The organism is Sulfurirhabdus autotrophica, from assembly GCF_004346685.1.
Taxonomy (GTDB): Bacteria; Pseudomonadota; Gammaproteobacteria; order Burkholderiales; family SMCO01; genus Sulfurirhabdus; species Sulfurirhabdus autotrophica.
The window spans coordinates 1-25841 of the sequence record NZ_SMCO01000021.1; the positions used below are offsets into that span (position 1 = coordinate 1).

20 protein-coding genes are annotated in these 25841 nt (G+C 44.7%); 10 read left to right on the forward strand and 10 right to left on the reverse strand.

All coding sequences use genetic code 11. The annotated features are described in order from the left end of the window. Positions 1 to 322 precede the first annotated feature (322 nt). From EDC63_RS15360 to EDC63_RS15380, 5 genes are read right to left on the reverse strand one after another with little or no spacing between them, the layout of a single operon-like run. A complete protein-coding gene (locus EDC63_RS15360) occupies positions 323 to 6127 on the reverse strand; it encodes a hybrid sensor histidine kinase/response regulator (RefSeq protein ID WP_124944801.1) in 5805 nt (1934 codons plus the stop codon). Between the two features lie 10 nt (positions 6128 to 6137). Then, complete coding sequence (locus EDC63_RS15365) at positions 6138 to 8279, reverse strand: methyl-accepting chemotaxis protein (RefSeq protein ID WP_124944800.1); 2142 nt, start codon at positions 8277 to 8279, stop codon at positions 6138 to 6140. Positions 8280 to 8336: 57 nt separating this feature from the next. Beyond that, a complete protein-coding gene (locus EDC63_RS15370) occupies positions 8337 to 8849 on the reverse strand; it encodes a chemotaxis protein CheW (RefSeq protein WP_124944799.1) in 513 nt (170 codons plus the stop codon). Between the two features lie 13 nt (positions 8850 to 8862). Beyond that, positions 8863 to 9228, reverse strand: coding sequence for a response regulator transcription factor (locus tag EDC63_RS15375; protein WP_124944798.1), 366 nt, complete (start codon positions 9226 to 9228; stop codon positions 8863 to 8865). Between the two features lie 15 nt (positions 9229 to 9243). Next, a complete protein-coding gene (locus tag EDC63_RS15380; RefSeq protein WP_124944804.1) occupies positions 9244 to 9609 on the reverse strand; it encodes a response regulator in 366 nt (121 codons plus the stop codon). Positions 9610 to 10664: 1055 nt separating this feature from the next. On the opposite strand from EDC63_RS15380, the gene EDC63_RS15385 reads away from it, so the two are divergent. Continuing rightward, positions 10665 to 11591: a PstS family phosphate ABC transporter substrate-binding protein gene (locus EDC63_RS15385; RefSeq protein WP_124944797.1), complete on the forward strand. Its 927-nt coding sequence runs from the start codon at positions 10665 to 10667 to the stop codon at positions 11589 to 11591. A gap of 58 nt (positions 11592 to 11649) precedes the next feature. On the opposite strand, the gene EDC63_RS15390 is transcribed toward EDC63_RS15385, so the two are convergent. Then, positions 11650 to 11829 (reverse strand): rubredoxin, encoded by a 180-nt coding sequence (locus EDC63_RS15390; RefSeq protein WP_124944796.1) that lies wholly within the window; start codon positions 11827 to 11829, stop codon positions 11650 to 11652. A 167-nt stretch (positions 11830 to 11996) separates the two neighbouring features. On the opposite strand from EDC63_RS15390, the gene thiD reads away from it, so the two are divergent. Genes thiD through EDC63_RS15410 form a run of 4 tightly spaced genes read left to right on the forward strand, consistent with a single transcriptional unit; the run spans position 11997 to position 15902 of the window. Beyond that, positions 11997 to 12824, forward strand: a complete 828-nt coding sequence (gene thiD, locus EDC63_RS15395; protein ID WP_124944795.1) for a bifunctional hydroxymethylpyrimidine kinase/phosphomethylpyrimidine kinase — start codon at positions 11997 to 11999, stop codon at positions 12822 to 12824. Continuing rightward, complete coding sequence (gene thiE, locus EDC63_RS15400) at positions 12811 to 13446, forward strand: thiamine phosphate synthase (RefSeq protein ID WP_124944794.1); 636 nt, start codon at positions 12811 to 12813, stop codon at positions 13444 to 13446. Before thiD ends, thiE begins: the two co-directional genes overlap by 14 nt. A gap of 8 nt (positions 13447 to 13454) precedes the next feature. Continuing rightward, positions 13455 to 14738 (forward strand): glutamate-1-semialdehyde 2,1-aminomutase, encoded by a 1284-nt coding sequence (gene hemL, locus EDC63_RS15405; protein ID WP_124944793.1) that lies wholly within the window; start codon positions 13455 to 13457, stop codon positions 14736 to 14738. A 9-nt stretch (positions 14739 to 14747) separates the two neighbouring features. Next, on the forward strand, positions 14748 to 15902 hold the full coding sequence (locus EDC63_RS15410) for a sulfur reduction protein DsrS (RefSeq protein ID WP_124944792.1): 1155 nt from the start codon (positions 14748 to 14750) through the stop codon (positions 15900 to 15902). Between the two features lie 44 nt (positions 15903 to 15946). Here the strand turns inward: EDC63_RS15410 and ccsB are convergent, their stop codons facing one another. From ccsB to EDC63_RS15425, 3 genes are all read right to left on the reverse strand, one after another. Further along, positions 15947 to 17092, reverse strand: coding sequence for a c-type cytochrome biogenesis protein CcsB (gene ccsB / locus EDC63_RS15415; RefSeq protein WP_124944791.1), 1146 nt, complete (start codon positions 17090 to 17092; stop codon positions 15947 to 15949). A 2-nt stretch (positions 17093 to 17094) separates the two neighbouring features. Continuing rightward, positions 17095 to 19089: a cytochrome c biogenesis protein ResB gene (locus EDC63_RS15420; RefSeq protein WP_124944790.1), complete on the reverse strand. Its 1995-nt coding sequence runs from the start codon at positions 19087 to 19089 to the stop codon at positions 17095 to 17097. 136 nt (positions 19090 to 19225) lie between these two features. Then, positions 19226 to 19846, reverse strand: a complete 621-nt coding sequence (locus EDC63_RS15425; protein WP_124944789.1) for a c-type cytochrome — start codon at positions 19844 to 19846, stop codon at positions 19226 to 19228. Between the two features lie 122 nt (positions 19847 to 19968). Between EDC63_RS15425 and yihA the strand changes: the two genes are divergently transcribed. Together yihA and hemB are read left to right on the forward strand one after the other, a co-directional pair. Beyond that, a complete protein-coding gene (yihA, locus tag EDC63_RS15430; RefSeq protein ID WP_124944788.1) occupies positions 19969 to 20607 on the forward strand; it encodes a ribosome biogenesis GTP-binding protein YihA/YsxC in 639 nt (212 codons plus the stop codon). 252 nt (positions 20608 to 20859) lie between these two features. Next, positions 20860 to 21870 carry a porphobilinogen synthase gene (gene hemB / locus EDC63_RS15435; protein ID WP_124944787.1) on the forward strand — a complete coding sequence of 337 codons (1011 nt, stop codon included), beginning with the start codon at positions 20860 to 20862 and terminating at the stop codon, positions 21868 to 21870. Here the strand turns inward: hemB and EDC63_RS15440 are convergent. After that, complete coding sequence (locus tag EDC63_RS15440) at positions 21867 to 22634, reverse strand: flagellar brake protein (RefSeq protein WP_124944786.1); 768 nt, start codon at positions 22632 to 22634, stop codon at positions 21867 to 21869. The genes hemB and EDC63_RS15440 overlap by 4 nt on opposite strands. 245 nt (positions 22635 to 22879) lie before the next feature. Here EDC63_RS15440 and EDC63_RS15445 point away from each other — a divergent pair, with 245 nt between their 5' ends. The 3 genes from EDC63_RS15445 to EDC63_RS15455 all read left to right on the forward strand — a co-directional run bounded on the left by EDC63_RS15445 (position 22880) and on the right by EDC63_RS15455 (position 25813). Beyond that, the gene (locus EDC63_RS15445; protein WP_124944785.1) at positions 22880 to 23647 is read left to right on the forward strand and encodes an N-acyl amino acid synthase FeeM domain-containing protein; all 768 of its coding nucleotides are present in this window, start codon (positions 22880 to 22882) and stop codon (positions 23645 to 23647) included. Positions 23648 to 23861: 214 nt separating this feature from the next. Then, positions 23862 to 24734, forward strand: coding sequence for a ThiF family adenylyltransferase (locus EDC63_RS15450; protein ID WP_124944784.1), 873 nt, complete (start codon positions 23862 to 23864; stop codon positions 24732 to 24734). Positions 24735 to 24748: 14 nt separating this feature from the next. Next, positions 24749 to 25813, forward strand: coding sequence for a nitroreductase family protein (locus EDC63_RS15455; RefSeq protein WP_223272293.1), 1065 nt, complete (start codon positions 24749 to 24751; stop codon positions 25811 to 25813). Positions 25814 to 25841 lie beyond the last annotated feature (28 nt).

Here is a 25841-nt window from a genome sequence, read left to right on the forward strand (position 1 = left end):
CCCCCCTTCACACCGCTGTTCCCCTTTGCCATACAGGCCTCAGGAAGAAGCCGAATTATACAGCCACATTAACTACGGTCAAGACTTTATTACATATTTATTAAGAATATATTGTAACCTCATGATATACAATCATTAAGTTTGCTCAATATATATGCCTATATGGGATTTTCACTATCTAGATACTTGCCAACCAATTCTCATGTTTTGGCTTTAGTAATTACATTTGTGACTATATTTTGCCTTTTTCATTTTTATACAAACGCACTAATGCAAAGGGGCCGCCAATAATTGACGGCCCCTTTGCATTAGTGCGTTATATTTAGTGCTTGATACCTGCTTTGATGAAGCTTTCGATATGCTCCAGCAGTTCCTCTTCCTGATAAGGCTTACCCAGATAAACGTCTACGCCCAACTCTTTAGCATAGTTACGATGTTTCTCTGCTGTACGTGAGGTAATCATGATAATGGGTATATTCGCTGTTTTGGAATCACCGCGTACATTGCGGGTTAATTCAAAGCCATCCATACGCGGCATTTCTATATCCACCAGCATGACGCTTGGCTGTGCATCTTGAAGCTCTTGCAGCGCCTCTACACCATCTTTTGCGGTGATAACCTGATAACCTTCACGGGACAACAATCTACTTGTGATTTTTCGCACCGTTAATGAATCATCTACCACCATAATGAGCGGAATGTTGCTTGGCTTTTCTTCTACTTCAACAGGTGCTTCGATCTTTGCCGTGACTATTGGCATTGCTTCACGGTGGGCTAATTGCACCGGATTCAGAATCAAAACCACCTTACCGTTACCCAGTACTGTTGCACCAGCGATGCCTGATACTCGCGCTAGTTGCGGCCCGATATTTTTGACTACAATTTCTCGGTTTCCCTGCAACTCATCTACGTGTATGGCCGTACGTAAAGCTCCGCTTCTCAATAGCAAGATTGAATTATAGTTTTTTGATATTGGCTGATGCTCTTCATCCCCAAGTAGTCTTGGCAAATAGAAGAATGGATATTTGTTGCCTTGCCATTCAATTTCTTTTTTACCATAGACTTCAGCCAGCGGTTTAGCCTTTAGTTCCTGGACCTGTTCCACCATGGATGAAGGTATTGCAAAAAGTTCGGCACCTGCTTTAATTAATAATGTCTGCGTTACTGCAAGTGTCAGTGGTAAATAAATGGTGAACGTTGTACCTTTCCCATATTCTGAATTCACCTCGATACGACCACCTAGGGATGCAACTTCATTTCTTACCACGTCCATACCTACACCGCGACCCGCAACCTGAGACACTTCTTGTGCGGTTGAAAATCCTGAGGAAAATATCAATTCCATCAGAACTGCATCATCCAGCACCTGGCCATCTTCTATCAAGTTTAATTGAAGTGCTTTTTTACGAATCGCTTCCAAATCGATCCCGGCACCGTCATCACTTAATGTCAGAATAATTTCATTTCCTTCCTGACGTGCCTGAAGCTGTATATCACCAATTTCTGCTTTTCCTGCAGCTAATCGTTTGGCTTTTACTTCCAGTCCATGAGCAATCGCGTTTCTGAGCAAATGCTCAAACGGGGCGGTCATTTTTTCCAGTACGCTTCTATCCAACTCAACATTCGCACCACGTATATCCAGGTTAGCTTTTTTACCTAATTCTTTCGCAGTCTGGCGAACAATACGATACATACGTTCAGTCAGACTATTTATCGGCACCATCCGAATATGCATCAATTCCTGCTGTAGCTCTCGATTCATCCGGGCTTGCTGTAGTAATGCAGCTTCTGTTTCATCCAGATTCTTCAGCAAATTCTGCTGTACAGTTGAAACGTCGTTCACACTTTCAGCCATCATCCGGGTTAATTCCTGGAATCGGGTGAAACGATCAAACTCCAGTGGATCAAATGTGGTCGTATCTTCATCACTGACCAATGTCAGACGAGACTGCATCTGACTTTCAGCTTGAATCTCTACCTCACGTAATTGATTACGTAAACGTATGACGTTTTCTGTCAAATCAAACAGTGATTGCTTAAAGGATTGCATTTCACCTTCGATTCGCGAACGTGCGATACTCACCTCACCAGCTTCACTTACCAGACGATCCACCACATCTGCGCGAACCCGCAACAATGCTTTCTGTGCTGCCTGTTCAAACTCTCCAAATGTCATTCCTGTTACAGCAGCAGTTTCCTGATTGTCAAGCGATTGACTATCTTTTGTCGCAGAAATCACTTCCTGTATGTCTTGCTCACCAGTTTTCAAACGCTCTAGTGAGTCACCCAATCGGTCAAACTCTGCTTCCAGATCATCAAACAATTCTGGTGTCAGAGAATTACTTTCAATAGCAACAACGACCTTATCTTCCATGTTGTGCGTTAATTCACCCAAACGCATCGCTCCCGCCATTCGTGAGCTACCTTTTAAGGTATGGAGCGCACGCTGAAGGGAGTTTGATAAATTTAAATCTGTTGGGGTGGTACGCAAATCTCTGAGCAACCCCCCAATCTCTGGAAATAGCTCTTGTGCTTCTTCCAGGAAAATGGGTAACAATTGCTCGTCAAGATCGTCATGAACTCTTCTACGGTCAGCTTGCTCATTATCTTGCTGTACATTTTCAGCAACCCTTTCGCTTTGTGAAGGCGTACTGGACACTGATTTCATTTCAACAGGTATTTCTGCTATTGATGCTTTGGTATGCTCCTCTGCAAGCGCAGATGCTATTCCATCTGCCTGAGCCTTTTCTTGCGCCCGCAACACTTCAGCAGCTTTTTCATGTCTTTCTTCACGTTCAGCCACTGCCCTTTTCAACATAGCTTGCAAAGATATAATCAACTGTTTAGCCGGCTTTGGCGGTTTATGTTCACTAATAGTCGATAACATTTTGTTCAAGCTGGCAACTGTATCGCCCATTACCTTGATATGTTTATCACTGAAGGGCTGAAAATTGTCTAGCTGTTCCTGCAACCAGAGCTCCATCGCATGCCCTAGATCTGCAACGGCTGTAATGCCAGTGGTGCGAGCTATGCCGCAAAGGGTGTGTGCTGCACGCATAAACTCGTGTGCAATGGGTTGTTCAGGCGATTCGGTTACCCCAGCGTATTCCCTGGATAAGGTTTGCAAGTGCTGCTCTGCCTCTTTCATGAAGATGCTGAATAACACTGGGGAAATGACGGCTTCCCCGATCACCACATCTTCTTCCGGTGCCGGCATCTCTTCTACGGCAGCCTCACTCACTACAATTAACTCAGGCTTCGGCGTTGCTTCTGCTTCTGCTTCTGCTTCAAAGGGAGGGGAAGCTATCAATTCGGGTGTTCTTTCTTCCTGAACCGCTTCCTCTGCAATAGGGGTATCTGCATCAAATGAAGACAGCACTGGAGATTCCACCGCTCCAAATACAGGTATATTTTCTAGATTCGGGACTATCTCTGAGGCTTGAACAGCTTCTATTTCTTCTTCGATTATTTCCTGGTTACTTTCGGAATCTTCTTCTAAAATTACTGTTTCTTCTTCAGCTTCAGTTGCTAAAAGCGGCAGCTCAGACTCGTCAACCGGTTCAGCTTCAAATGCGATTTCTTCAGGCTCAATTGGCGCAAATGTTAGTTCTTCTGGCACCAATTCTGGTTCTGAAACTTCATCAGCTTGAACTGCTACTTCGCCATTTTTTAGCTGTTCAGCGAACGCCAGTAAGTCTTCTGCTTGCACATCCGCTGTACCACTATCATTTAATTGTTTTACCCATTCTGCAAACGCATCATGAGATTGCGAAATAAGTTGCAACAACGCAGGTGTCGCACTCTTTTCTTCTTCCATCCACTTGTTCATCACCTGCTCTATACCCCAGGCAACTTCGCCCAGCGTATTTAATCCTACCATCCTGCCGCTACCCTTCAGGGTATGAAATCCACGACGTATAGTCGTAAGCGCTTCCCTGTCATGTGGATTACCTTGGCAAATTTGGAGATTTTCCTGCACTCTTCCCAGAACTTCTTCGGCTTCTTCCAAATAAGTTTCTAAAAGCTCGGCATCCACTGCGTCCTCTGAAGCATCTTTCATGCGAGATGCTTCTGCTGAAGGTGCGCTTGCTTGAACTTTTAAGGCTGTAATTTCTGCAATGCTGGCTTCGAGCTCAGGAAGCACCTCATCACCTGACTGGCTGAGCAAAGTCAGTGCCTTTGAAGCTTGCAAATTTAATAAATGATCTGCGACCAAATCTGCATCTTGACGCAAACTGGTTAAAACAGCTTTTACATTTACCTTGCAAATATTATCCGCAGGTGTTTTTTGCAATGCTTCAAAACAAGATTTAAGCTGTTGTTTTTGTTCGTCCAAGCCAGACTCGACACTGATTGTTGGTAAGTCAGGCTCAACTTCTTCTGATATTTCTACTTCTATCGGTTCATGACTTGTATCAGCTTCTTTCCCGGTCAAACGTTTTAATACAGGGATTAAAATTCTTTCTGCGTCAGTACGGCCATACTGAATTGCATCCACATAAAAACCTAAACTACTTAATGCTTCCGCAACCAGTTCATGCTCTTGCTCTTCAACTACATAATCTTCCTGACTGAATTTTCGGATTAAGTCCTGGCTGGCGGCAAGTAATTCCACTGCTTTTCCCATATCCAGAATCGACAGCGCACCAGAAATTTGATGAATGGTTGGATCAAGAGCAACCAGATCATTACGCTTGGTTGTATCGCGAAAATAACTGTCAAGCACCTGCTCTATGTTGCGTAAATTAGTCTGAATTTCATTGGCAACCTGAGACAACAACATCTTTTCTTGTGCTTTACGGCTCATTTCGCCCAGTAATGGCACTTCAGGAATATCAATTTCTCCCAAATTGCCACTGATGCTGGCTTGCAGCCGTTTTACCTGCACTTCGGACTGCTGAACAAACTCTTGAGCTTGCTGCTTGTAGTTTTCTGTCGTGTTTTCTATCAGCAATAACGCAGTTGCCATTTCAAGAGCAACTGTGTCTTTATTGGTTTCATTTACTTCACTCAATACGGCTGCAACAGCCCCGATCTGATTTACCAGATTGTTCATCGGCTGGCTGTCGAGCGCTTCTGCCTTTGCGATCAATTTGGCAGACTGTTGCTGAAAGTTGGTAAGGCTATCTTTATTGCCTGAAGTGTATTTCAACCAGGATTCTTTTGCTGTTGACACTGCATCGCGTAATTCACGCAGTATGGACTGAAGCTTAATGTGATCAGCTTCTTCTTCGTCCGTTTGCGTTTTTGCAACTGGCAAATAATCATCCAGTTCGAAAACCTGTTTTACTTCTTTAACGGAATCACTCACTGCCTGACTGCGCGCGACAAAATATAAAACATCACGCAACAATCTCTCAGCAACTTTAGGCGATCCCTCAACCAGTTTGCGCATTTGTAAATCTATGCGTGCGCACAATTGTTTTACATTAAATTCAGCTTTTAATCCTTGATTGATCAGACTATCTACAAATGCAATTGCTGCCCACCAAAAAGTTCGATGTGCTGGTAAACTCTGGGTAGTATCGATTTCTCGCAAAGCTTCTCGCATTTCCGGAAGACCGGCTGCACCCTCTCCCTTTAACCATTGCAATAAACCGCGCTGAAAACGAGAGCGCTGATTTTTGATAAACTGTGGGAAATCCGTCTCAGAGAGGGTCCGGACTGCTTTATTTTTTGGTGCTCGCGTACTTAAATCAGGGAAAAACAAGTCGCTTTCATTATGCTTTTCAATATTTTGTGCTTGCAACAGCTTTTGGTAAAAAGGAAAAAGCTTTAACGGGAGATCAGGTTCCCCGCCTATTAGTTCATCCAGATATTGTACAAGCGCCGTGATTGCCTGCTTGATCAATTCAATATGTTCAGGAGAAATTACTACTTCCTGTTTTTCAAATCCGGTGACAAATTTCTCAATTTCAGCACTATAACGTGCTGCACCTTCAAGACCAACCATTTGAATTGCCCCAGTCACCTGGTGCAAATGCGTCAGACAATACCGAATTGGAGTAACATCCTCCATGTTCTCCGACAACTGAGTCAGATTATCGCTAGCCTGACTAAGTGCGTGATCGATCTCCCCTTTAACCCATGTTAAAGGGCCAACGTCAAATTCCGTTATCGCGCTCATCGCATACTACCTATAATAGTTTGAAACCGGCCACGGAACCTCTTAACTCTGCAGCCAGATCAGCCAATTGACCAATTGAGACGGCTGTTTGTTTGGTACCTTCCGTCGTCTGAGTCGTGATGTTTTGAATGTCCTGCATGTTCTGTGCAACCTTGCCTGCGGATTCCGCCTGAGCTTGTGTAGCACGTGAAATGGTGTCGATCAATCCCGCAAGATTTTGCGAAACTTGTCCAATTTCATTTAGCGCCTGGCCAGCAGCATCGGAAAGCTTGGTTCCCTCAACCACACCCTGGGTGCTTTTCTCCATAGCGGCAACCGCATCTTGCGTATCTGTCTGAATGGTTTTCACAATGGCACCAATTTGCTTGGTAGCTTCACCTGAACGTTCAGCCAGACGCTGCACCTCCTCCGCAACCACGGTAAAGCCTCGACCTGCTTCACCCGCCGATGCGGCCTGAATCGCCGCGTTAAGAGCCAAAACGTTCGTCTGTTCAGTAATGTCAGAAATCAGTTCAACGATTTCACCAATCTCCTGTGAGCTTTCACCCAGACGCTTAATACGTTTCGCTGTTTCCTGGATCTGCTCTCGAATTTCATTCATACCAGAGATAGAGTTTTGTACAGCTGTCGTACCTTTTTCAGATGCGGTCAGTGATTGGTGCGCAACCTTTGCCGATTCGGCCGCGTTGGCTGACACTTCGTTAATTGAATCTGCCATCTGCAAAACTGAAGCACTGGTTTCTTCAATTTCCTGGGACTGTTTTTGCGCAGCCTCCAGCAACTGACTGGTAATTTTCTGCGCTTGTTGAGACGCCTGCGTAACCTGTTCAGTCGCCTTATTAATACCTGTTACCAAAGAACGCAACTCGTCAATAGTGTAGTTGATGGAGTCTGCGATAGCGCCCGTAATATCTTCTGTTACACTCGCCTTAATAGTCAGATCACCTTCAGCCAGATCGCCCATCTCGTTCAGCAACCGCAAAATAGCTTCCTGGTTTCGTTTATTTTCCTGCTCACTTTGTGAAGCCCGACGTTTCGCTTCGTTCAGGTTTACGATACCCAGCATAATCATACTGACCACACCCAGCAAGCCAAATACGGCAGCCAACCATCCACCCACAATCTGGCCAAGACCTTCATAGGCTGCAGTTAGTTTTTGCAATTGGGTTAGCAGGTCTTCACTTGATACAAAAATGTTTCTTGCTGCTTGCTTAGCGTTTACCAATTCCTGCATGTTTTGCAGAATACTATTAACAGAAGCTTCAAACTGCTTAAAAGTTTCCTGCAATTCCGCCAGCTTATCGCGAGTATCTGGATCTTTAACCGCTGCCAGGCGCAGGTCTTCACTACCGTTTACCAGCCCTTCCAATACATCACGGAAAGTATTCGTATCTTTTCCTAACAGGAATGCTACTTCAGGATCAATTACGTCACTGGCCAAAAGTGCGTTAGCATTTTTTGCCATCCGCTGGGTTAACATAACCTGCTGTGACGCGATGGAAACTTCACGAAGTGGCGCGCCAGACTGAGTGAGCAAGGCCACAACTTGTTCAGTTAATTCAAGCAACTGGATGTTGTTTGTATTGATTGCCGCAACGGCACGATTTAATTCGATCAGTTTTGATTTTTGAGCAAGAATCAGTTCAGCACCCTTTGCCGAAGATTCCCAACTTTTATCCACTTCTTTAAGCAATGGTAGAACTGAACCTGGAGAAGCAGGAATACCGTCCCCTCCTTTAGTTAGTCCACTTAATGATTTTTTAAAACGTATATCACTTTCACCCAGTTGCTGAAATGCTATATCGTTTCCCAAAACCGCCTGCTGCGCACCTTTTGAGATACGCTGCGAAAGCATCTGCATAGCAGTGGAAGTCTCGAGATAACGTGCTTTATTGGAGAGGCTGATAGTGTTGTAAGCAAGCGTCGCCGCCGCAAGGAGCAAAAAGACCACCATGGCACTAATCGTCACCAAATATTGCTTTTCAACCGGCAAACCACCAATGAGCGGCAAGCGCATCGGCTCTTTTCCAGCAATATTTCCTACACCCTTCATGATCAGCGTAGTGTGCTGACCTGATTCCGCTTCCTTCTTAGGCCCTTTAGGGTCACTCTTGCCTAAAGAAAACTTGAAGCCAGGTATCTTAATCGCCATTCTTGTCTCCAATTTGCTTATTCATTTGCACGGGATATTCCCCAATACATTTTTTTGTTACAAACCTACTCGTAAAAAATCCGGATGATGCACCAGCGTTTCCATTTTCAACTCTTTCCAAAGCTGCCCGTCATCATCTGTATATTCAGCACAAAACCACGGTGTTTCTGAATTATTTACTTCTTTTCTCTGAAACTGTTCTGGATTGCGTAAACCTAACATTCTATTTACCACCAACCCCGCATTCACCATGAATTTCTGGTGAACCAACAATAACCGACTATCCATATTGATCGGGGTGTTACCGCCACCCAGAAAAGCAGAAAAATCCGCAATACTAAATAGATTTCCACGGATATTCGCCACGCCAACAAACCAGGGGCGAGTCAACGGAACGCTCGCCAATGTTGGCACTGGAACCACTTCACTCACATCCGCCAGATTTACCAGCCAAAACTCCGTTCCCACCTGCAATCCCAGCTTGGAAGATGAAGGGGCCATTTTGGCCACCCCTTGCAGCTTAGCTGAAACGCTTTGCTGAAACTCACGTAGACTAATTTTTCTTGCCATTATCTGACCTTGATTAACTCAACGCTGTAATCTTTCTTAAAAGTTCTGCTGAATCTACCGGTTTGATAACATAATCTTTGGCACCTTGCCGCATACCCCAAACCTTATCAGTTTCCTGCCCCTTTGTTGTGCAGAGGATTACAGGAATATCCTTGGTTTCGTCATCTTTAGTGATTGCACGCGTTGCCTGGAAGCCATTCAATCCTGGCATCACCACGTCCATGATGATCAAATCAGGCTTTTCCAACTTGGCTTTAGCCATTGCTTCTTCGCCATTTTCTGCCATGACCACGCTATACCCATTTTTTGTCAACAACTCCCCCAGAAAATGCCTTTCAGTTGGGGAGTCATCTACCACCATTATTTTGTTAATCGCCATAATTTATTTCCTCAATTAAGCCAAACCACGATTTAATACATGCTTACCAACCGCTTCCAGCAAACTGTCTTTAGTAAAAGGTTTGGTCAAATATTCATCCGATCCCACCATTCTTCCTCTCGCTCGGTCAAACAAGCCGTCTTTACTGGACAGCATAATGACTGGAGTGGACTTGAACTTGGGATTTTTTTTAATCAGGGAGCATGCCTGGTAACCATCCAGGCGCGGCATCATTATATCGACAAAAATCACATCTGGCTGGTGGTCTGTTATTTTTGCCAATGCATCAAAACCATCTTCAGCCAAAACCACTTCACATCCAGCCTTCACCAGAAATATTTCGGCACTTCTACGAATGGTATTGCTATCATCAATTACCATCACTTTAACACCGGCTAGATTATTAGCTTCACTCACAACCCATGCCCCCTGCAATCATTATCGCAACCGTTCGCGAATTTTTTGTGAAAATACGAAATACCAAACCATTGTATAATAAATTCATAATAGATACAGTCATTTTTCAATCTTTTACATGAGAAAAGCAAGTTATCTTGCTAGTTTAGCTAAATATTATTCTCAAATATCGTTATGACACAACACATTTATCATTAACGACACTTCTGTACAAAACTGTAGCGATCAATCCTTAAATTCTTCAAAAAATTATTATCATTGGCATAATGCATTAAAAATACCAGTTTAGGATTCGTCAAATTCGCTTTAACTAAATCCGTCAAACCTTACTTTCTCTGGATCAGACATAACCGTTTAAAAATGAACTGATGCTAAGAATATCCCTATATTTTAGTTTTGCACAATATACTTTGCACAATTAAATATGGTTTTTTTGTAAAATCACCTTGTTTCCATATCACTAACTCATCATACAATCTTATTGCATACGCAAAATAATTCACTTTAACCCTAAATTTCCACATTACTTGCATGGTTACGTAAATTCAACAAATGCGCTTGAAAGTTTTAAACGTGTTTTCACTTACTTAGCAAAATATATTGCTTTAGTAAATGTCCGTTAAACTAGATAGTAATTGATCTTTACCACAATTATCACCAAACGATTAACATCTTTTGTAACGCTCCCATTCAATTATAATTTAATATTTATTTGCTTTTTTCGCTATACATTACTTACTGTTTTTAAAGATAATTTATATAAGTTATGTTGATAATTCATCACAAGTGACAAAAATACATCTACTCTTTAGTTTAATTTAACACTTCTCTCAATTAATTTTAAAGATTAACGCTTGTTAACGTGATTCGTTCGATATAGTATATGACTACTAGAAAGATCTAATATGTAAGATTGTTTTTTGGTTTCTGCATTCTGGAAGCTGGAAATACCGGGCAAAGAACTACAATTACCGGTTTTCTGGATTCCTGAAAATTTTCTTGGTTGCTTAAGGAATTTTATGTTTACACAACGACTCAGCCCACTCAAACATAGTTTCGCACTACTTTGCTGTCTGGCTTTATTTTCATCCCCTTCTATTGGCGCTGAAATTACTATTACCGGTTCAAGCACCTTAGAGTCTTTCCTTAAACAATGGGCGGCATTAGTTCAATCCAAATCCCCAACTACACAAATCAACATCTCCAGTCCCGGCACCAGCGTTGCTCCCAAGGCTTTGGTTCAGGATAAGACAGATTTGGCCGCTATGAATCGTGAAATGACTAACGATGAAAGCGAAGCTTTTATTCGTACTCACGGTTATTACCCCACTGCAATTGCCGTCGCCATTGAAGCCGTTGCGCTGTACGTTCACCCTAGCAATCCCCTGCCGGGATTAGATGTCATTCAACTTGATGCGATATACTCCAAACACCACGGGTGTGGCTGGCGTGAAACGGTTGATACATGGGGAAAACTAGGCGTTGACAGCACATGGAAATCTAAACCCATCAATTTGCTCGGCCATAACAAAAAATCTGCTGTTCGTGATTTTTTCAATAAAACTGTCATTTGCCGCGATGACTTCAAGGATGACATTCCAGAATTAAGTCACGAGCAATTACTGGCAAAAGTTGCTGAAGATCCCTACGCGCTAGGTTATGGTGCTTACCAGCCTGACAGCAAACTCAAAATAGTACCAATCAAGAAAGGGGGCACTAACTTTGTTCCGCTGACCCTTGAAAATGTCTACAATCGCAGTTACCGTCTGCAACATTATCTTTATTTATATGTAAACAAACCAAAAGATAAGGCGATTAACCCTGCTGTGCTGGATTTCCTGAAAACTGGCCTGAGCCAGCAAGGACAAGCTTTTGTAAAAGAAGCCGGTTACATTCCGCTTTCTGATGAATTAGTGCAACGGCAATTAAGCAAGTTAAATAAATAACCTGGTTTTTGCCAACTTAATAAAAGCTAACAAATAGGGGCCTCTTCAAGGGGCCTCTTTAAATTTCAATCATCTCAAAATCATCTTTTCTTGCTCCACAGTCTGGACAGGTCCAGTTAATTGGAATGTCTTCCCACTTTGTACCGGGTGCAATCCCTTCATCTGGAGCCCCTTTAGCTTCATCATATATATACCCGCAAATCAGGCACAAATAGGTTTTATATTCGCTTCCACTCATTTTAATTTCCTGCTTAAGTTTGTGGCACTGGAACCAATTCTGTGCCACAAGCAAATTTACGTTAAAATATGCATTTTAATCACAATCAAGCGATATTAACAGCGCGGCCACACAAGAATTTCTGCCTGTTTATTAACAGCACTACTATTCGTAAGCTACTAAATCTCATGCCCCAGACACCTCCTCTCGTACTGACTTTCTCCGCTTCCGACTCAAGTGGCGGCGCAGGTATGCAAGCTGATATACTTACTCTCTCAAGTATGGGGTGCCATCCTTTATCAGTTGTGACAGCCATCACTGTCCAGGACACTTTAGGGGTAAGTGATATCATGTCACTGGACGCTGAATGGGTGTCAGATCAGGCACGCGCCGTACTTGAGGACATGACCGTTAGCGCATTCAAGATCGGGCTGCTCGGTAGTGTTGAGATTATTGCCGTAATTGCAGAAATTATTGCAGATTATCCTGATATTCCCTTGGTACTCGACCCCATTCTTGCGTCAGGTCGCGGTGACGAACTTGCATCCGAAGATATGGTGTCTGCCATGCGTGAACTGCTGCTTCCCCAAGTCACCCTCATCACACCGAATAGTCTCGAAGCACGACATCTGGCAGCCGACGAAAACGACGACGAAGATGACCCAAGCCTTGACGAATGTGCAATTCGCTTATTGGACATGGGATGTGAATATGTCTTGATTACTGGAACCCATGAACATACACCGCAAGTGGTTAACACCTTGTACGGTCCAAACGGTCTGAAGCGCAGCGACAAATGGCAACGTCTATCAGGAAGTTATCATGGCTCTGGATGTACCCTCGCCTCTGCAATTGCCGCCACATTCGCCCATGGCCTGGAAATCAACGATGCGGTGAAAGAGGCGCAAGAATTTACCTGGCAGGCCCTGCAGGCGGGATTTCGCCCTGGGATGGGGCAATATATACCAGACCGATTATTTTGGGCACGAGAAGAAGATGATGATGCCAAAGATTAAAGGGCTGTATGCCATTACACCTGATTGGACGGATACTGAAAAATTGCTTCATGCTACCCGTAGTCTTCTAGAAGGCGGAGCAAGCGCTATTCAATACCGCAATAAAAGCGATGATGTTGCATTACAGCACGCTCAAGCCAGCGAACTGATTCAGCTATGCCACTCATTCAAAGTGCCGTTGATCATTAATGATAACCTCCGACTGGCGGACCTGACCGATGCGGATGGTCTGCACTTAGGGGCGGAAGATGCTTCGATTCGGGAAGCCCGGTTTATATTGGGCCCGGATAAAATCATTGGTATATCTTGTTACGATAGACTGGATCGTGCCAAAGAAGCTGAGCAACAAGGTGCTGGTTATGTTGCTTTCGGGAGCTTTTTTGCTTCCCCAACCAAACCCAATGCCGTTAATGCGCCCTTGTTTTTACTTGAGGAAGCTAAGCGCGTTTTGCATATCCCAGTTGTCGCCATTGGCGGTATCACCCTGGATAACGCAAATCTTTTAGTTAAAGCTGGCGCAGATGCCGTAGCAGTTATTTCTGCTCTGTATGAGAGCAATGACTTGCATGCTTCGGCGGCAAATTTTACCAGTTTGTTCCATCGACCTGACCAAATTCAGTAAGGAAAATCATGACCTCACGAAACCAGCAACTTTTTGAGCAATCCATTAAACATATTCCTGGCGGTGTTAACTCACCTGTACGCGCTTTTAAATCAGTCGGCGGTAACCCCCTCTTTTTTAAACGTGGGAAAGGGGCCTATGTCTGGGATGCTGACGACAAGGCTTATATAGATTACGTAGGATCATGGGGGCCACTGATCCTGGGCCATGCACATCCCAAAGTCATTAATGCGGTCAAAGAAAGTGCTGAACGTGGGTTAAGCTTTGGCGCACCAACTGAAACAGAGCTAGAAATGGCTGATTTATTGTGTGAACTGGTTCCCAGTATGGAACAAGTACGTTTAGTCAGTTCAGGCACCGAGGCAACCATGAGCGCCATTCGTCTGGCACGTGGCTTTACAGGTCGCAGCAAAATTATAAAATTTGAAGGTTGCTATCACGGTCATGCGGATTCCCTGCTGGTAAAAGCGGGATCTGGTGCACTTACATTTGGCCAGCCAAGTTCTGCTGGAATTCCACCTGAAGTTGCCGCTCACACTTTAGTCTTGGATTACAACAATACTGAGCAACTTGCCGATACATTCAAGCAAATCGGCAATGAAATTGCCGCGGTCATTATCGAACCCGTTGCGGGCAATATGAATCTGGTCGCCCCCAAACTTGAGTTTCTTAAATCATTACGCGAACTATGCACACAACACGGAACGGTGTTGATCTTTGATGAAGTCATGACTGGATTTCGCGTCGGCCCTCAGTGCGCACAGGGGCTGTATGGCATTAAGCCGGACTTGACTACGTTAGGAAAAATCATTGGTGGCGGCATGCCTGTTGGCGCATTTGGTGGCAGGCGCGACATAATGCAATGTATCGCCCCTGTCGGCCCGGTATATCAGGCCGGGACATTATCAGGCAACCCAGTAGCTGTAGCTGCCGGACTGGAAACACTTCGCCTGGTTCAAGCACCGGGTTTTTATGACCAACTGGCTGCCAGCACACTCACCCTGATTGAAGGTTTAAAATTAGCCGCCAAGGCATCCGGGGTTGTTTTTTCAGCCCAGGCGATCGGCGGGATGTTTGGCTTGTATTTCAGTGAAACACCGCCCCAGAGTTTTGATGAAGTGATGAAATGTGACAAGGACAAATTCAATGCCTTCTTTCATGCCATGCTGGATGAAGGCGTCTACTTTGCCCCTTCCGCATTTGAGGCCGGGTTTGTTTCAGCTGCCCATGGTGCTGAAGAAATCAATAAAACTATCGAGTCTGCCAAGAAAGCATTCTCACTTTTGAAATAGAACAATTAAATGTCTACGGAAATCACCAGCGAAGATGCGCTATGCCTGAATGTGCTGCTGGCCTCCAATGTGCAGGCCATCCGCATAGATGAATCTACCATGACCGTACACGCGCTGACCGATCGAGGGGAAGCAACCGTTGCGCTCCACCCGGATTGCCGCCATGACCAGTATTTGAGACTGGTCCGGGAAACATTATCAGAACACGCGCTAGATTCACCTGGCGGGTACCCCGTATACCTGCGCCGCTGGTCCAGAATGGGTCAACTGCGTGACGAAACCCTGCCGCAACTTCTGTTGACCGGCGAACCAGAGGCGGTCATTGCAGTCGTCTATGCTGCCGGTTTGACGGATGAAATAGCCCGCCGGGCCTGGTGGATTATGCCTACAGCTGAAATTGCAAGACGCATGCTGGAAAAACCCGCCGTTGCCGAAGGCCAGATGGGCAAAGTGTTAGCCGATTTTCTGGTTGAGCATTTGCCATTTGAAGAAGACCATTACGCCATAATCGAAACGATTCGATTTCTGCTCCACACTGGGCTAGTTGACGATACAACCCGTGAAAGATTATGGAAAAAAGGCCGCTATAAAAATGCCTATTATGTGGGATTTCTGGAACAGTCTCCGGACAGACTACCTGGCCTGATACCAGCGCGAAGCGATATCGACTCAATCAATGTAAGGCTGGAGCAATTGGTTGCTAACGGGAACACCGTAGCACTGCAAATCAACCGGATATTTTCCAACCAAGGCCAGACGTTCCTAAGCACATGTGAAGAGGTATTACGCCATCCAGCAACTCAGGACGTCGTGAATATTCTGCTCAATGCTTTAGGTAACTATTTCCGTTCAGGCTTATCAATTACCCTTACTGATACCGGAAATGACATCAATATCTGCATCCAGAAGGCAGAACAAGTATGTGAGGCGGCAGTTACTGAATCAAGCTGCCCAGAAGTACAGATTCGGGAACTTTTAACTGCTTTACCGCAATTACAGCCAGAAGTTCGCGCCATGTTGGTGCTATCCACAGTCAGCTCTGGAATGGCCGAACCCATTTTTGCCCGTACCACTGCCATTGGCACTTTAATGCGCACTAAACTGGAGCCGGTGACATTCCCTTTGTTCGAGCAAATTGCCATATTACGCGGCAAATCGGCTTAATTAAAAATTCAACCGACTTGCCAAAACAACATATTGAATATGTTTTACAACGTCCCGTAGGAATGCAGACCTGACAAAAACATATTCACACCCAGGAATGCAAAAGCTGTTACCAGCAAGCCAACAATCGCCCACCATGCCAGCATCGGACCACGCAAACCTTTTACCAGACGTATATGCAACCATGCTGCATAATTCAACCAGACGATCAGCGCCCAAGTTTCTTTAGGATCCCAGGACCAATACCCGCCCCATGCTTCCGCTGCCCACATTGCCCCTAAAACAGTTGCAATCGTGAAGAATGCAAAGCCGATGGTAATCGCTTTGTACATCACATCATCCAGCACATCCAGACTTGGCAAACGACTGACAAGCATTCCTTTTGACACAAAAATATACGCCACCCCAATCATGGCAGCCAGTGCAAAAGAGCCATAACCGATGAAATTAGCCGGCACATGAAGCTTCATCCAGTATGACTGCAGTGCTGGCACTAAAGGTTGAATTTCGTAAGCTTGGCGCCCAAACGTATACCACAGCAAAAATCCTACCGCCGCACTGATAACCAGAAGTACAAAGGCTCCCATCTGCCTGTTTTGATAATATTTTTCGTAAAACAGGTAAAGCAGGGACGTAATAATGGAAAACAGAATAAACACTTCATACAGGTTGCTGATAGGGATGTGACCCACATCCGGGCTAATCAGATATGACTCATACCAGCGCACCATCAGCCCGACAAGACCCATGGTTACCGCACTCCATGTCAGGCTGCTGGCTACTTTGTAAGTAAACTCAGAACGGGCAATAAGGCCAATCCAGTAAGTTACCGTCGCCAGCACAAACAAAGCACTCATCCACATAATCGCGGACTGACTGGATATCAGGAATTTCAACCAGAATACCTGTTCTGCTCTGGGTAGCTGCCCTTGATACAGGCTGATACTGAACAAACTCACCCCTGTCACCACAATCATCAAGGTGCGCACCGGTTTCCAATACCACCCCAGACCCAATAACATCCCAGCAATCAGCACCAGAATACCTTGCTCATAACCATCCATGTAACTGCCATAGAGTCGATAAGCGTATACGCTGCCAGCTACTAAAAATGCGGCATACAGCCAATCAAACCAGGAGATTTGTTTGAGCCAGTTACGCTGTTCTGAATATTCTTGTGCCAATTCCATGATTATTCCTTCAATAATGCCGCAACATCTTGTTTATGAAGATTAAACTCTTTTTCAAAATCAAGCGTCTTTCTGTTACCAGACATGGCAAATAACAACTTCCCATCCTGAGGTTTAAGCAACAACCAAATTCTGCGCTCCCGAATATAAAACATGGCAAACACACCTAAAATCAAAAGAGCCGAACCACCATATACGATATTCTTGCCGGGTGAACGCGTCAACTGCAAGCCAGTTGCTTTCACCTCGTCATATTGCACAAGTTGCAGGTAAACTGGCGCGCCATAAAAGAAAAGGTCACTGATTGTATTCAAGCTATCCCGCACAAACTGCAGACTGTTTGCGTCCATTTTTGCTGGGCTCTGACCTGCCCGCTCTCGCGTTAACTGATACGCGTCAAACACGGCGCCTTCCAGAATTTTCAGATAAGTCTGGGCGGCTTTCTCCTGCTCAGCTTTAGGAACTGCCTGCTGGATAAATTTTGCAAGGGCATCATATCCATGGGTACCGAACATTTCCAGTACGCGCTCTGTGCTTTCAATTAGCTTAGAACGTAACGTTTCGCTGACTGCCTCACCTTGAAGCGCATCTTTAGCAAAACGTTTTGCAATTTCCGGGTACATCGCCTTGTCAAAAAGCGCTGCGCGCAAACGCATAAAGCCCTCAATACTTCCCCCATCATCCATAGGAAAACGTACATAACGAAGTGGTTCGCCTGGGTTGCTGCGTATGCCACTCAATAAATACCAGCGATTTTCCAGCAGAATCGGCAACATATAGTTACTATATTCCGTTGCCTGGCCTTGTGCATCCCGTACTTTATACTGGAAACTTGGGCCTACGTTATGTAGCCCTTTATCTTGTTTTCCAGCAGCATTTGTACCAAAAACGCTCATCGCACTTTGCGCAAGAGTTTCAGACTTCTTCACTTCCTCAACAACACCTGCCCCTGTATTTTCAATATTAAATGGTCGGAATTCAGTGAATTCGATCGTATATTGATTCTGACCACTCGTTAACTTCGTTGATCCATTTACTTTGCCATCTACCGGGAAGGACTTATCCAGTGGAGATAACAGGTTCCACCCATTCAAAGTGAAATGCGTTCCGCCATCACCAAAGCTCGCCTGATAAATGGCAACGCCTTTATAAATTAAAGGGTGATTGACGGTAATAGTGTGCTGAATTGACTCACCCGTCTCTTTATCTGTCACCACGAGATCACTGGCAAATGATTTAGGTTGTCCGGTTGTATAATGTTCGATATGAAATTTCTTCAAAGCCACATTAAATGGCAAATCCTGAACTAAATAGCCTTCACCTACATTCAAAAACACGACATCCGCGCTCATTCCTTCAGGAATAGTTACATTTCCTCGAAAAGACAAGTTACTTGGAGAAAGCCGACTTTCTGTCGATACCTGGCTCTCTGGTATATCTCGTGTTTCAATTTTCTTGAACCCCAACGCTTCCTGGAGCTTCAGCGGCACATTTCCATCCAGCAAACCGCCAATACAAATAATAACGATTGCAGAATGGGTCAATATATAACCCACGCGATGATAGCTACCAGCTTTAGCCGCCACCATTACGCCGGATTCAGTATCATTCACTTTAAGCCGGTAACCACGTTTTGTTAAATAATCGGTTAAACGCGGTAATAACTTTTCTTGAGAAATCGTTGCTTCATATTCTGCCTGATGGGAAAAATGCCGGAGGGAGTTCTCTTGAGCATGCTCACGGAAACTTCGCATTTCCCTCAACATCAATGGAGTATTTCGATATATGCACAAACTGGTTGAGATTACCAAAAAGACCAAAATAGCCAAAAACCAACTCGTATGATAAACATCGTACAAGCCCATTGTTTTGAAAAGAGGAAACCAAAACTGGCCAAACTCAATCACGTAATTTGGGTATGGCTCGTTCTGTTTCAGAACCGTGCCAATAATGGAAGCAATAGCAAGCACTGTTAGCAAGCTGATAGCAAAACGCATTGAGCTCAGCAGTTCATATACTGATTTGCTGAAAGTTTGAGGTTGCACAGGCAAAATTATCAGGATGAGTTGAGAAAAAAAGGGTGGCTATATGCCACCCTTTAATTAGTACATCTTTTTACAAAAAAGTTTCAGATTAATGCAAACCTGAAATATATTCAGCAGCAGCTTTCATTTCCTGATCTGTCATTTTAGCAGCTATAACACGCATCATTTTAGCGCCATCGTTTGCACGTTCGCCACTTCTGAAGAGCTTAAGCTGAGTGAGCACATACTCTGCATGTTGACTACCCAAACGCGGAAACTGCACTGGAATGCCTGCGCCTGCAGGGCCATGGCAAGCTGCACAAGCAGGTACGCCACTAGCCGCATTACCACCTTTAAATATCTTTTGACCTTGCGCTACCAATTCCTGATCTTTGGCTGCACCCGGCTTGATCGTCTTTTCGCTAAAATACGCACCTAAATTGAGCATATCTTCAGGAGTTAAAGCAGCAACCATCCCTGACATAACGGCACTCTTGCGATCGCCAGATTTGAAATCATGAAGCTGCTTGGTAATATACTCAGCATGCTGACCAGCCAACTTGGGGTTTGCGCCGCTGGTGCTATTACCGTCTGCGCCATGGCAAGCAGCACAGACTTGAGTCACGATTTGCTGCGCCTTAGCAGGATCGGCCTTTGTGGCAGTTTCAGCGCTCGCTGAAGCGGTAACTAACAATCCGGCCACTGCAAACATCGCCATGATTCCTTTCATTCTTTGCTCCTTAAACTTTGCACAAACAAGTTATTAACTGAAAAAGTTGCTATTCTATACCAAGATTTAGTTATCATGCCAGTATTAAGCAATCATTCACATTTTACCCCAAAAGTTAAAACATGCCTTTATTTCAGAACGCAACCTTTCTTGTTACCGTTAATCATTTGCGTGACCTGCCTCCTCACACCGGCCTGGAAGTAGCGTTTGCCGGGCGGTCCAATGCGGGAAAATCCAGCGCAATTAACACACTTGCTAATCGCAACAGGCTTGCTTACGTCAGCAAAACACCTGGCCGAACCCAGCATATCAATTATTTTACATTGGGAAATGACCGTTATTTGGTCGATCTTCCAGGCTATGGTTACGCCAAAGTACCGCCGACCATTCGACAGCACTGGGAAAAATTGCTGAGCACCTATCTGCAAGTGCGGCCGCAATTATGCGGACTAGTCATGATTATGGATATTCGCCATCCATTTACACCGCTTGACCAAAAAATGCTGGAGTGGTTTTTGCCTACTGGTAAACCCGTCCACATATTAATGACTAAATCGGACAAGTTTTCCAGGCAGGAGTCCAGCAAAGCTTTGTTTGAAGCAAAGGCAGTCCTGGCTAAATCTTATCCCAACTGCACCATTCAGCTTTTTTCCAGCTTGAAACGACTCGGCATTGAAGAGGCGGAAAACGCCATTAACAGCTGGCTAAGCAAACCAAGCTTGTCCGAAAGCGTCGCTGCCGAACAAGAAAACAAAGAATAAAAAACCCCCGGTTAAAGGGGAGTAAAACCGGGGGCAGAACGCCTTAATAAAGATTAAGGCACCCGCTCAGGGAGGAGAAGCGGGAGACGATTGGGATCGCCTACTTATAAGATAGACGAAAATAAGAATAGTTCCAGAAATGATTTTATTTTTCTGAATAATACTTGCCCCTTTGCATGAGATAATGTTTTTCACATGTCTTCGCAGACCGACTAATATTTACTTATTTATTTTATTGAAGTGATTCTGCCAATGCAAAATTCCAGCCCTTTCCCTCAAAAGCGTATGCGTCGCATGCGTCGAGATGACTTTTCTCGTCGCATGATGCGCGAACATCAATTATCTTCGGACGATCTGATTTACCCAGTGTTTCTTCTGGAAGGCTCAAACAAAACAGAAGCCGTTTCCTCCATGCCTGGCGTTATCCGGCAAACCCTTGATAAATTATTTTATCAGGCCGAGCAATGCGTCAAGCTGGGCATCCCTGCTATGGCGCTATTTCCCGTTATCGATGCTTCTTTGAAAAGCCTGGATGCCAAAGAGGCATTTAATCCTGACGGACTGGTGCCCCGCGCGGTTGCTTCATTAAAACAACGCTTTCCGGAACTTGGGCTCATCACCGACATTGCCTTGGATCCGTATACCAGCCACGGCCAGGATGGGCTTATCGATGAAACGGGCTATGTCTTGAACGATGAGACCGTTGCGGTACTGGCAAAACAAGCTATTGTCCATGCTGAAGCCGGTGCAGACATCGTCGCACCGTCTGACATGATGGATGGTCGCATTGCCGCTGTTCGTGCTGCGCTGGATAGCACGGGTAAAATCCATACCCGAATTTTGGCTTATTCTGCCAAGTACGCGTCGAGTTTTTATGGGCCGTTCCGAGATGCCGTGGGTTCAGCGGCCAATCTGGGCAGTGGCAATAAGCACACTTACCAAATGGATCCCGCAAATTCAAATGAAGCCCTCTGGGAGGCAGGGCTGGACATTGAGGAAGGTGCGGATATGATCATGGTGAAACCAGGCATGCCATACCTGGATATCGTGAGAAGAATTAAGGACGAATACAAAGTCCCTACCTTTGTGTATCAGGTAAGCGGCGAATATGCCATGCTCAAAGCAGCTGCCATTAATGGGTGGCTTAATGAAAAGGCGAGTGTGCTTGAATCCCTGTTATCTTTCAAGCGCGCTGGGGCTGATGGCATCCTGACATACTATGCTTTGAATGTTGCCAATTGGCTGGCTGAAGGAAAAAGTTAACTTTCCCCGAGCTTAGCCCTGAGTTCTCGCTCCTGTTTAATGATATAGCGCTGAATCAATGCTTGCATGCTCGCAGGCATATCAATAAATTGACAGCCATAGCGCTTTGATTTGGCGCCTGACCGAAGGGTGATGTCCAGCACGGACATCACTTCAATAGTACATGTCACCGCACCAATCTCAGGTAACGCTATCTTGCACCCCAGATATACCGCTCCAATCTCTGGGCTCAGTTCCGCAGGCCAATTTGAAAGACCCACCCCCCCCAAACTGATATCCACTATAGATGTATCAATTCTATGGCCATCCGATTCCAGGACAATACATCGCACAGGATTGATAATGGGTGTGATCAATCGATAATATTCGCGTCGTTGCAATTTCAGCAAAGTGTCCGGCAGCTTTATGCTAAAAGCGTTACGGTCCTGGTAAGTTACTTTACTGACCTGGTTAGCACTAAACTGTACTTTTACTTTGTCATGGGTTGTGACAAAAATAATTTTCATACTATCCATCAGCTTACGATTCAATTCTTCATTTACCCCGTAATCCAAAATAACGGTATTTTGTACTTTATCAATTTGCAGAATACTGGTCAGAATGAAAACACTACCATGATTAAAATATGCAGTAACTATTTCATTTTTATGCATAATAGACTGAAGGATAAAAATCACCTCCGCCTTCGAATGCACTTGAAAACGACTTAATTCCGGAGTCACATCGACAGCATCCGCTGTCTGGCTATGGGCATAACTTTGCATAACTAATTATTTATTAAATAAAAATGAGTTGCTATAATGGGTTACAATGAATTTAAGCTAAGCATTTTAATCAGTATTCAGTTTTATTGCGATATTAAACCCTCTAAACGTTCGAGAAATTAATCGCCTTAAAATATTAATGCTATATTTATAAATTCATCAAAAAGCGCATAGGTCTATTTCATGCGCTGTGTGTCTATAATACACATAAATCTTCATTAAAGAATGAGGTCAATTGTTACAAAATGGTTATAGATCAACGCGACGCAGATAATTGGCAAAACACCATTGTTTCATTCGAGCCCGAACATCGATTGAGAGATTTATGCATTTCTGAGCCTGACCAACCCAATACACATGAGGTTGCGGTTCAGCAGCAGAAATTTAAAATCCGGTTGGCTACCAATGAAGACCGCCGGGATTCTGCAAGCCTGTTAATTGAAAAAATGTATTCTTGGCGCGGCTATGCAACTGGCGCGACAAGCAACGAAGAACCCAACCGGGTTACGCTGGTGGCTTCTGCCAATGAACATATTCTGGCTACGTTAACCTTGGGCTACGATTCACCAATGGGGTTAATGGTCGATGACATGTACAAAACAGAAGTTGACAGCCTCCGCAATTCTGGACGCGTTGTTTGTGAACTGACCAAATTAGCTGTTGATCAGAATGTTCGCTCCAAAGATGTGCTGGCTTCCCTATTCCACATTGCTTATATATATGGAAAAAAAATTCATAACGGCACGGATTTTGTCATTGAAGTAAACCCAAGGCATGCTCTATTCTATAAAAAAATGCTTGGTTTCGAAGATTTTGGTGAAGAAAAAACATGCCCGCGCGTCAACGCGCCAGCTATCTTGCTTAGACTGGATCTCGACCATGCTACGCGTAAAATTGCAGAACTGGGTGGGAAAAAGAACTTGGCAAAAGGTGAAAAATCATATTACCCATATTTCTTTACACCCGAAGATGAACTGGGGATTACGCTGCGACTTCGCCGGGAGACCCCGTGATGGGTTATGCCATTTGACGGAAGAATGACGATAGTCTTCATTTCCAGCCAGTTAACTCATAAAACCATGAAATAACGCTTCGAAGATTAAATTGGCTGGTTTCAGGAACAGCCACTATCTACCGTAAAATGCAATGCAATCCGGATAGTTCCGCAGTATAGAAACCTTTTTACATATACGCATATGACCACTTCCAGATAATTACAATTTCCTTATGTCCGACACCTTCAACTACTCAGAAGCTTTTTCTCGCAATATCGGCTGGGTAACCGAGCAGGAACAGGAGATTTTACGTAATAAGCGTATAGCTATCGCTGGCATGGGTGGCGTCGGGGGGATTCATCTCCTTACTTTGGCCAGACTGGGGATTGGCGCTTTCCACATTGGTGATTTTGATGAATTTGACCTGGTAAACTTCAACCGCCAAGCAGGCGCATCCATGTCAACATTGGGCCAGCCTAAAGTACAGGTCATGGCTAATTTTACCAAGGACATCAACCCTGAAGCCGATATTAAAATATTCTCTGAAAAAATAGACAAAAACAATTTGTCAGATTTTTTAAGCGGTGTTGATCTATACGTAGACGGACTTGATTTTTTTGCCTTTTCTGCGCGCCAAGCTACTTTTAAAGCCTGTGCCGAAATGGGAATTCCAGCTATTACAGCTGCACCATTGGGCATGGGTACTGCATGGCTGAACTTTCTTCCTGGCAAAATGACCTTCGAAGAGTATTTTCTAATGGGAAACCATTCGGATGAAGAAAAAGCGCTACGTTTCATGCTCGGACTAGCACCGGCGAGACTTCAACTTGGATATTTAGTCGATCCTTCCCGCGTAAACTTTGCTGAACGACGGGGCCCTTCTAGTATTATGGGATGTCAGCTATGCGCAGGTGTTGCTGCTACTGAAGCCCTTAGAATACTGTTAAATCGTGGAAATATCAGGACAGCACCCTTCGGCGCACATTTCGATGCATACCGAAATAAACTGGCCCACACCTGGCGACCGGGGGGCAATAACCATCCGTTACAGCGCATTGCGCTCTCCCTGGCAAGAAAACGTTTCAGAAAAATTATGGCCAAATAAAGTATATGACAGAAATGTCTGGAAAATTAGAGGCGATTCTAGAACTGGCCCGCTGGGCCCCTAGTGGTGACAACACGCAACCATGGCGTTTTGAGAAAGTGTCAGACAACCATTTGGTCGTACATGGTTTTGATACCCGTGATCACTGTGTCTATGACCTGGATGGCCACCCGAGCCAAATTGCCATAGGTGCTTTGCTTGAAACAATCGCTATTGCCGCCAGCGGTCAGGGATTAACCGCTATTTTTCAGCGACGCTTGAACTTACCTGAAACCACTCCGACGATTGACGTGCAGTTCGAACTTAATTCTCAACTAAAACCGAATGAACTGATTCCCTATATTACTCAGCGTAGTGTGCAACGCCGGCCATTACATATGCGCCGTTTATCACCAATAGAAAAAAACGCGTTGGAAGCGGCTGCGGGCAATGACTTTCAGATTTTTTGGATAGAAGGGTTTTCAAATAAGCTAAGCACTGCCAAGCTAATGTTTGCAAACGCCAAACTGCGGCTGACCATTCCCGAAGCCTATGAAGTGCACCGTAGCGTGATTCAATGGAATTCACAATATAGCGAGGATAAAGTACCAGATCAAGCAGTGGGTCTCGACCCGCTTACACTCCGGCTTATGCGATGGGTAATGCAAAGCTGGCAGCGTGTCTCATTTTTTAATCGATATTTGGCCGGCACTTTGGCCCCTCGCTTACAACTCGATCTCATACCCGGGATTGCCTGCGCCGCCCATTTTGCTTTGATTGCCAGGCAAGAACCAGAAAGCATTGATGACTATATAAGTGCTGGTCGGGCATTACAACGTTTCTGGCTCACTGCAACCAAACTGGATTTACAGTTACAACCGGAGATGACCCCCCTAATTTTTGCGGCTTATACCCGACAGAAGATTCAATTTTCACAAACATCTGGTGCAATGGAAACCGCTATCAGCCTTGCAAAACAACTGAAAAATCTTCTAGGCAATAGCACTCGCCGCGCCGTATTCATGGGTAGAATAGGTGCTGGCCTTGCTCCCAAAGCACGCTCACTCAGACTTGCTCCGAATCGTTTGAGAAAAAATTGATTGCCTCTGGCCCTGGAAAAATCTAATA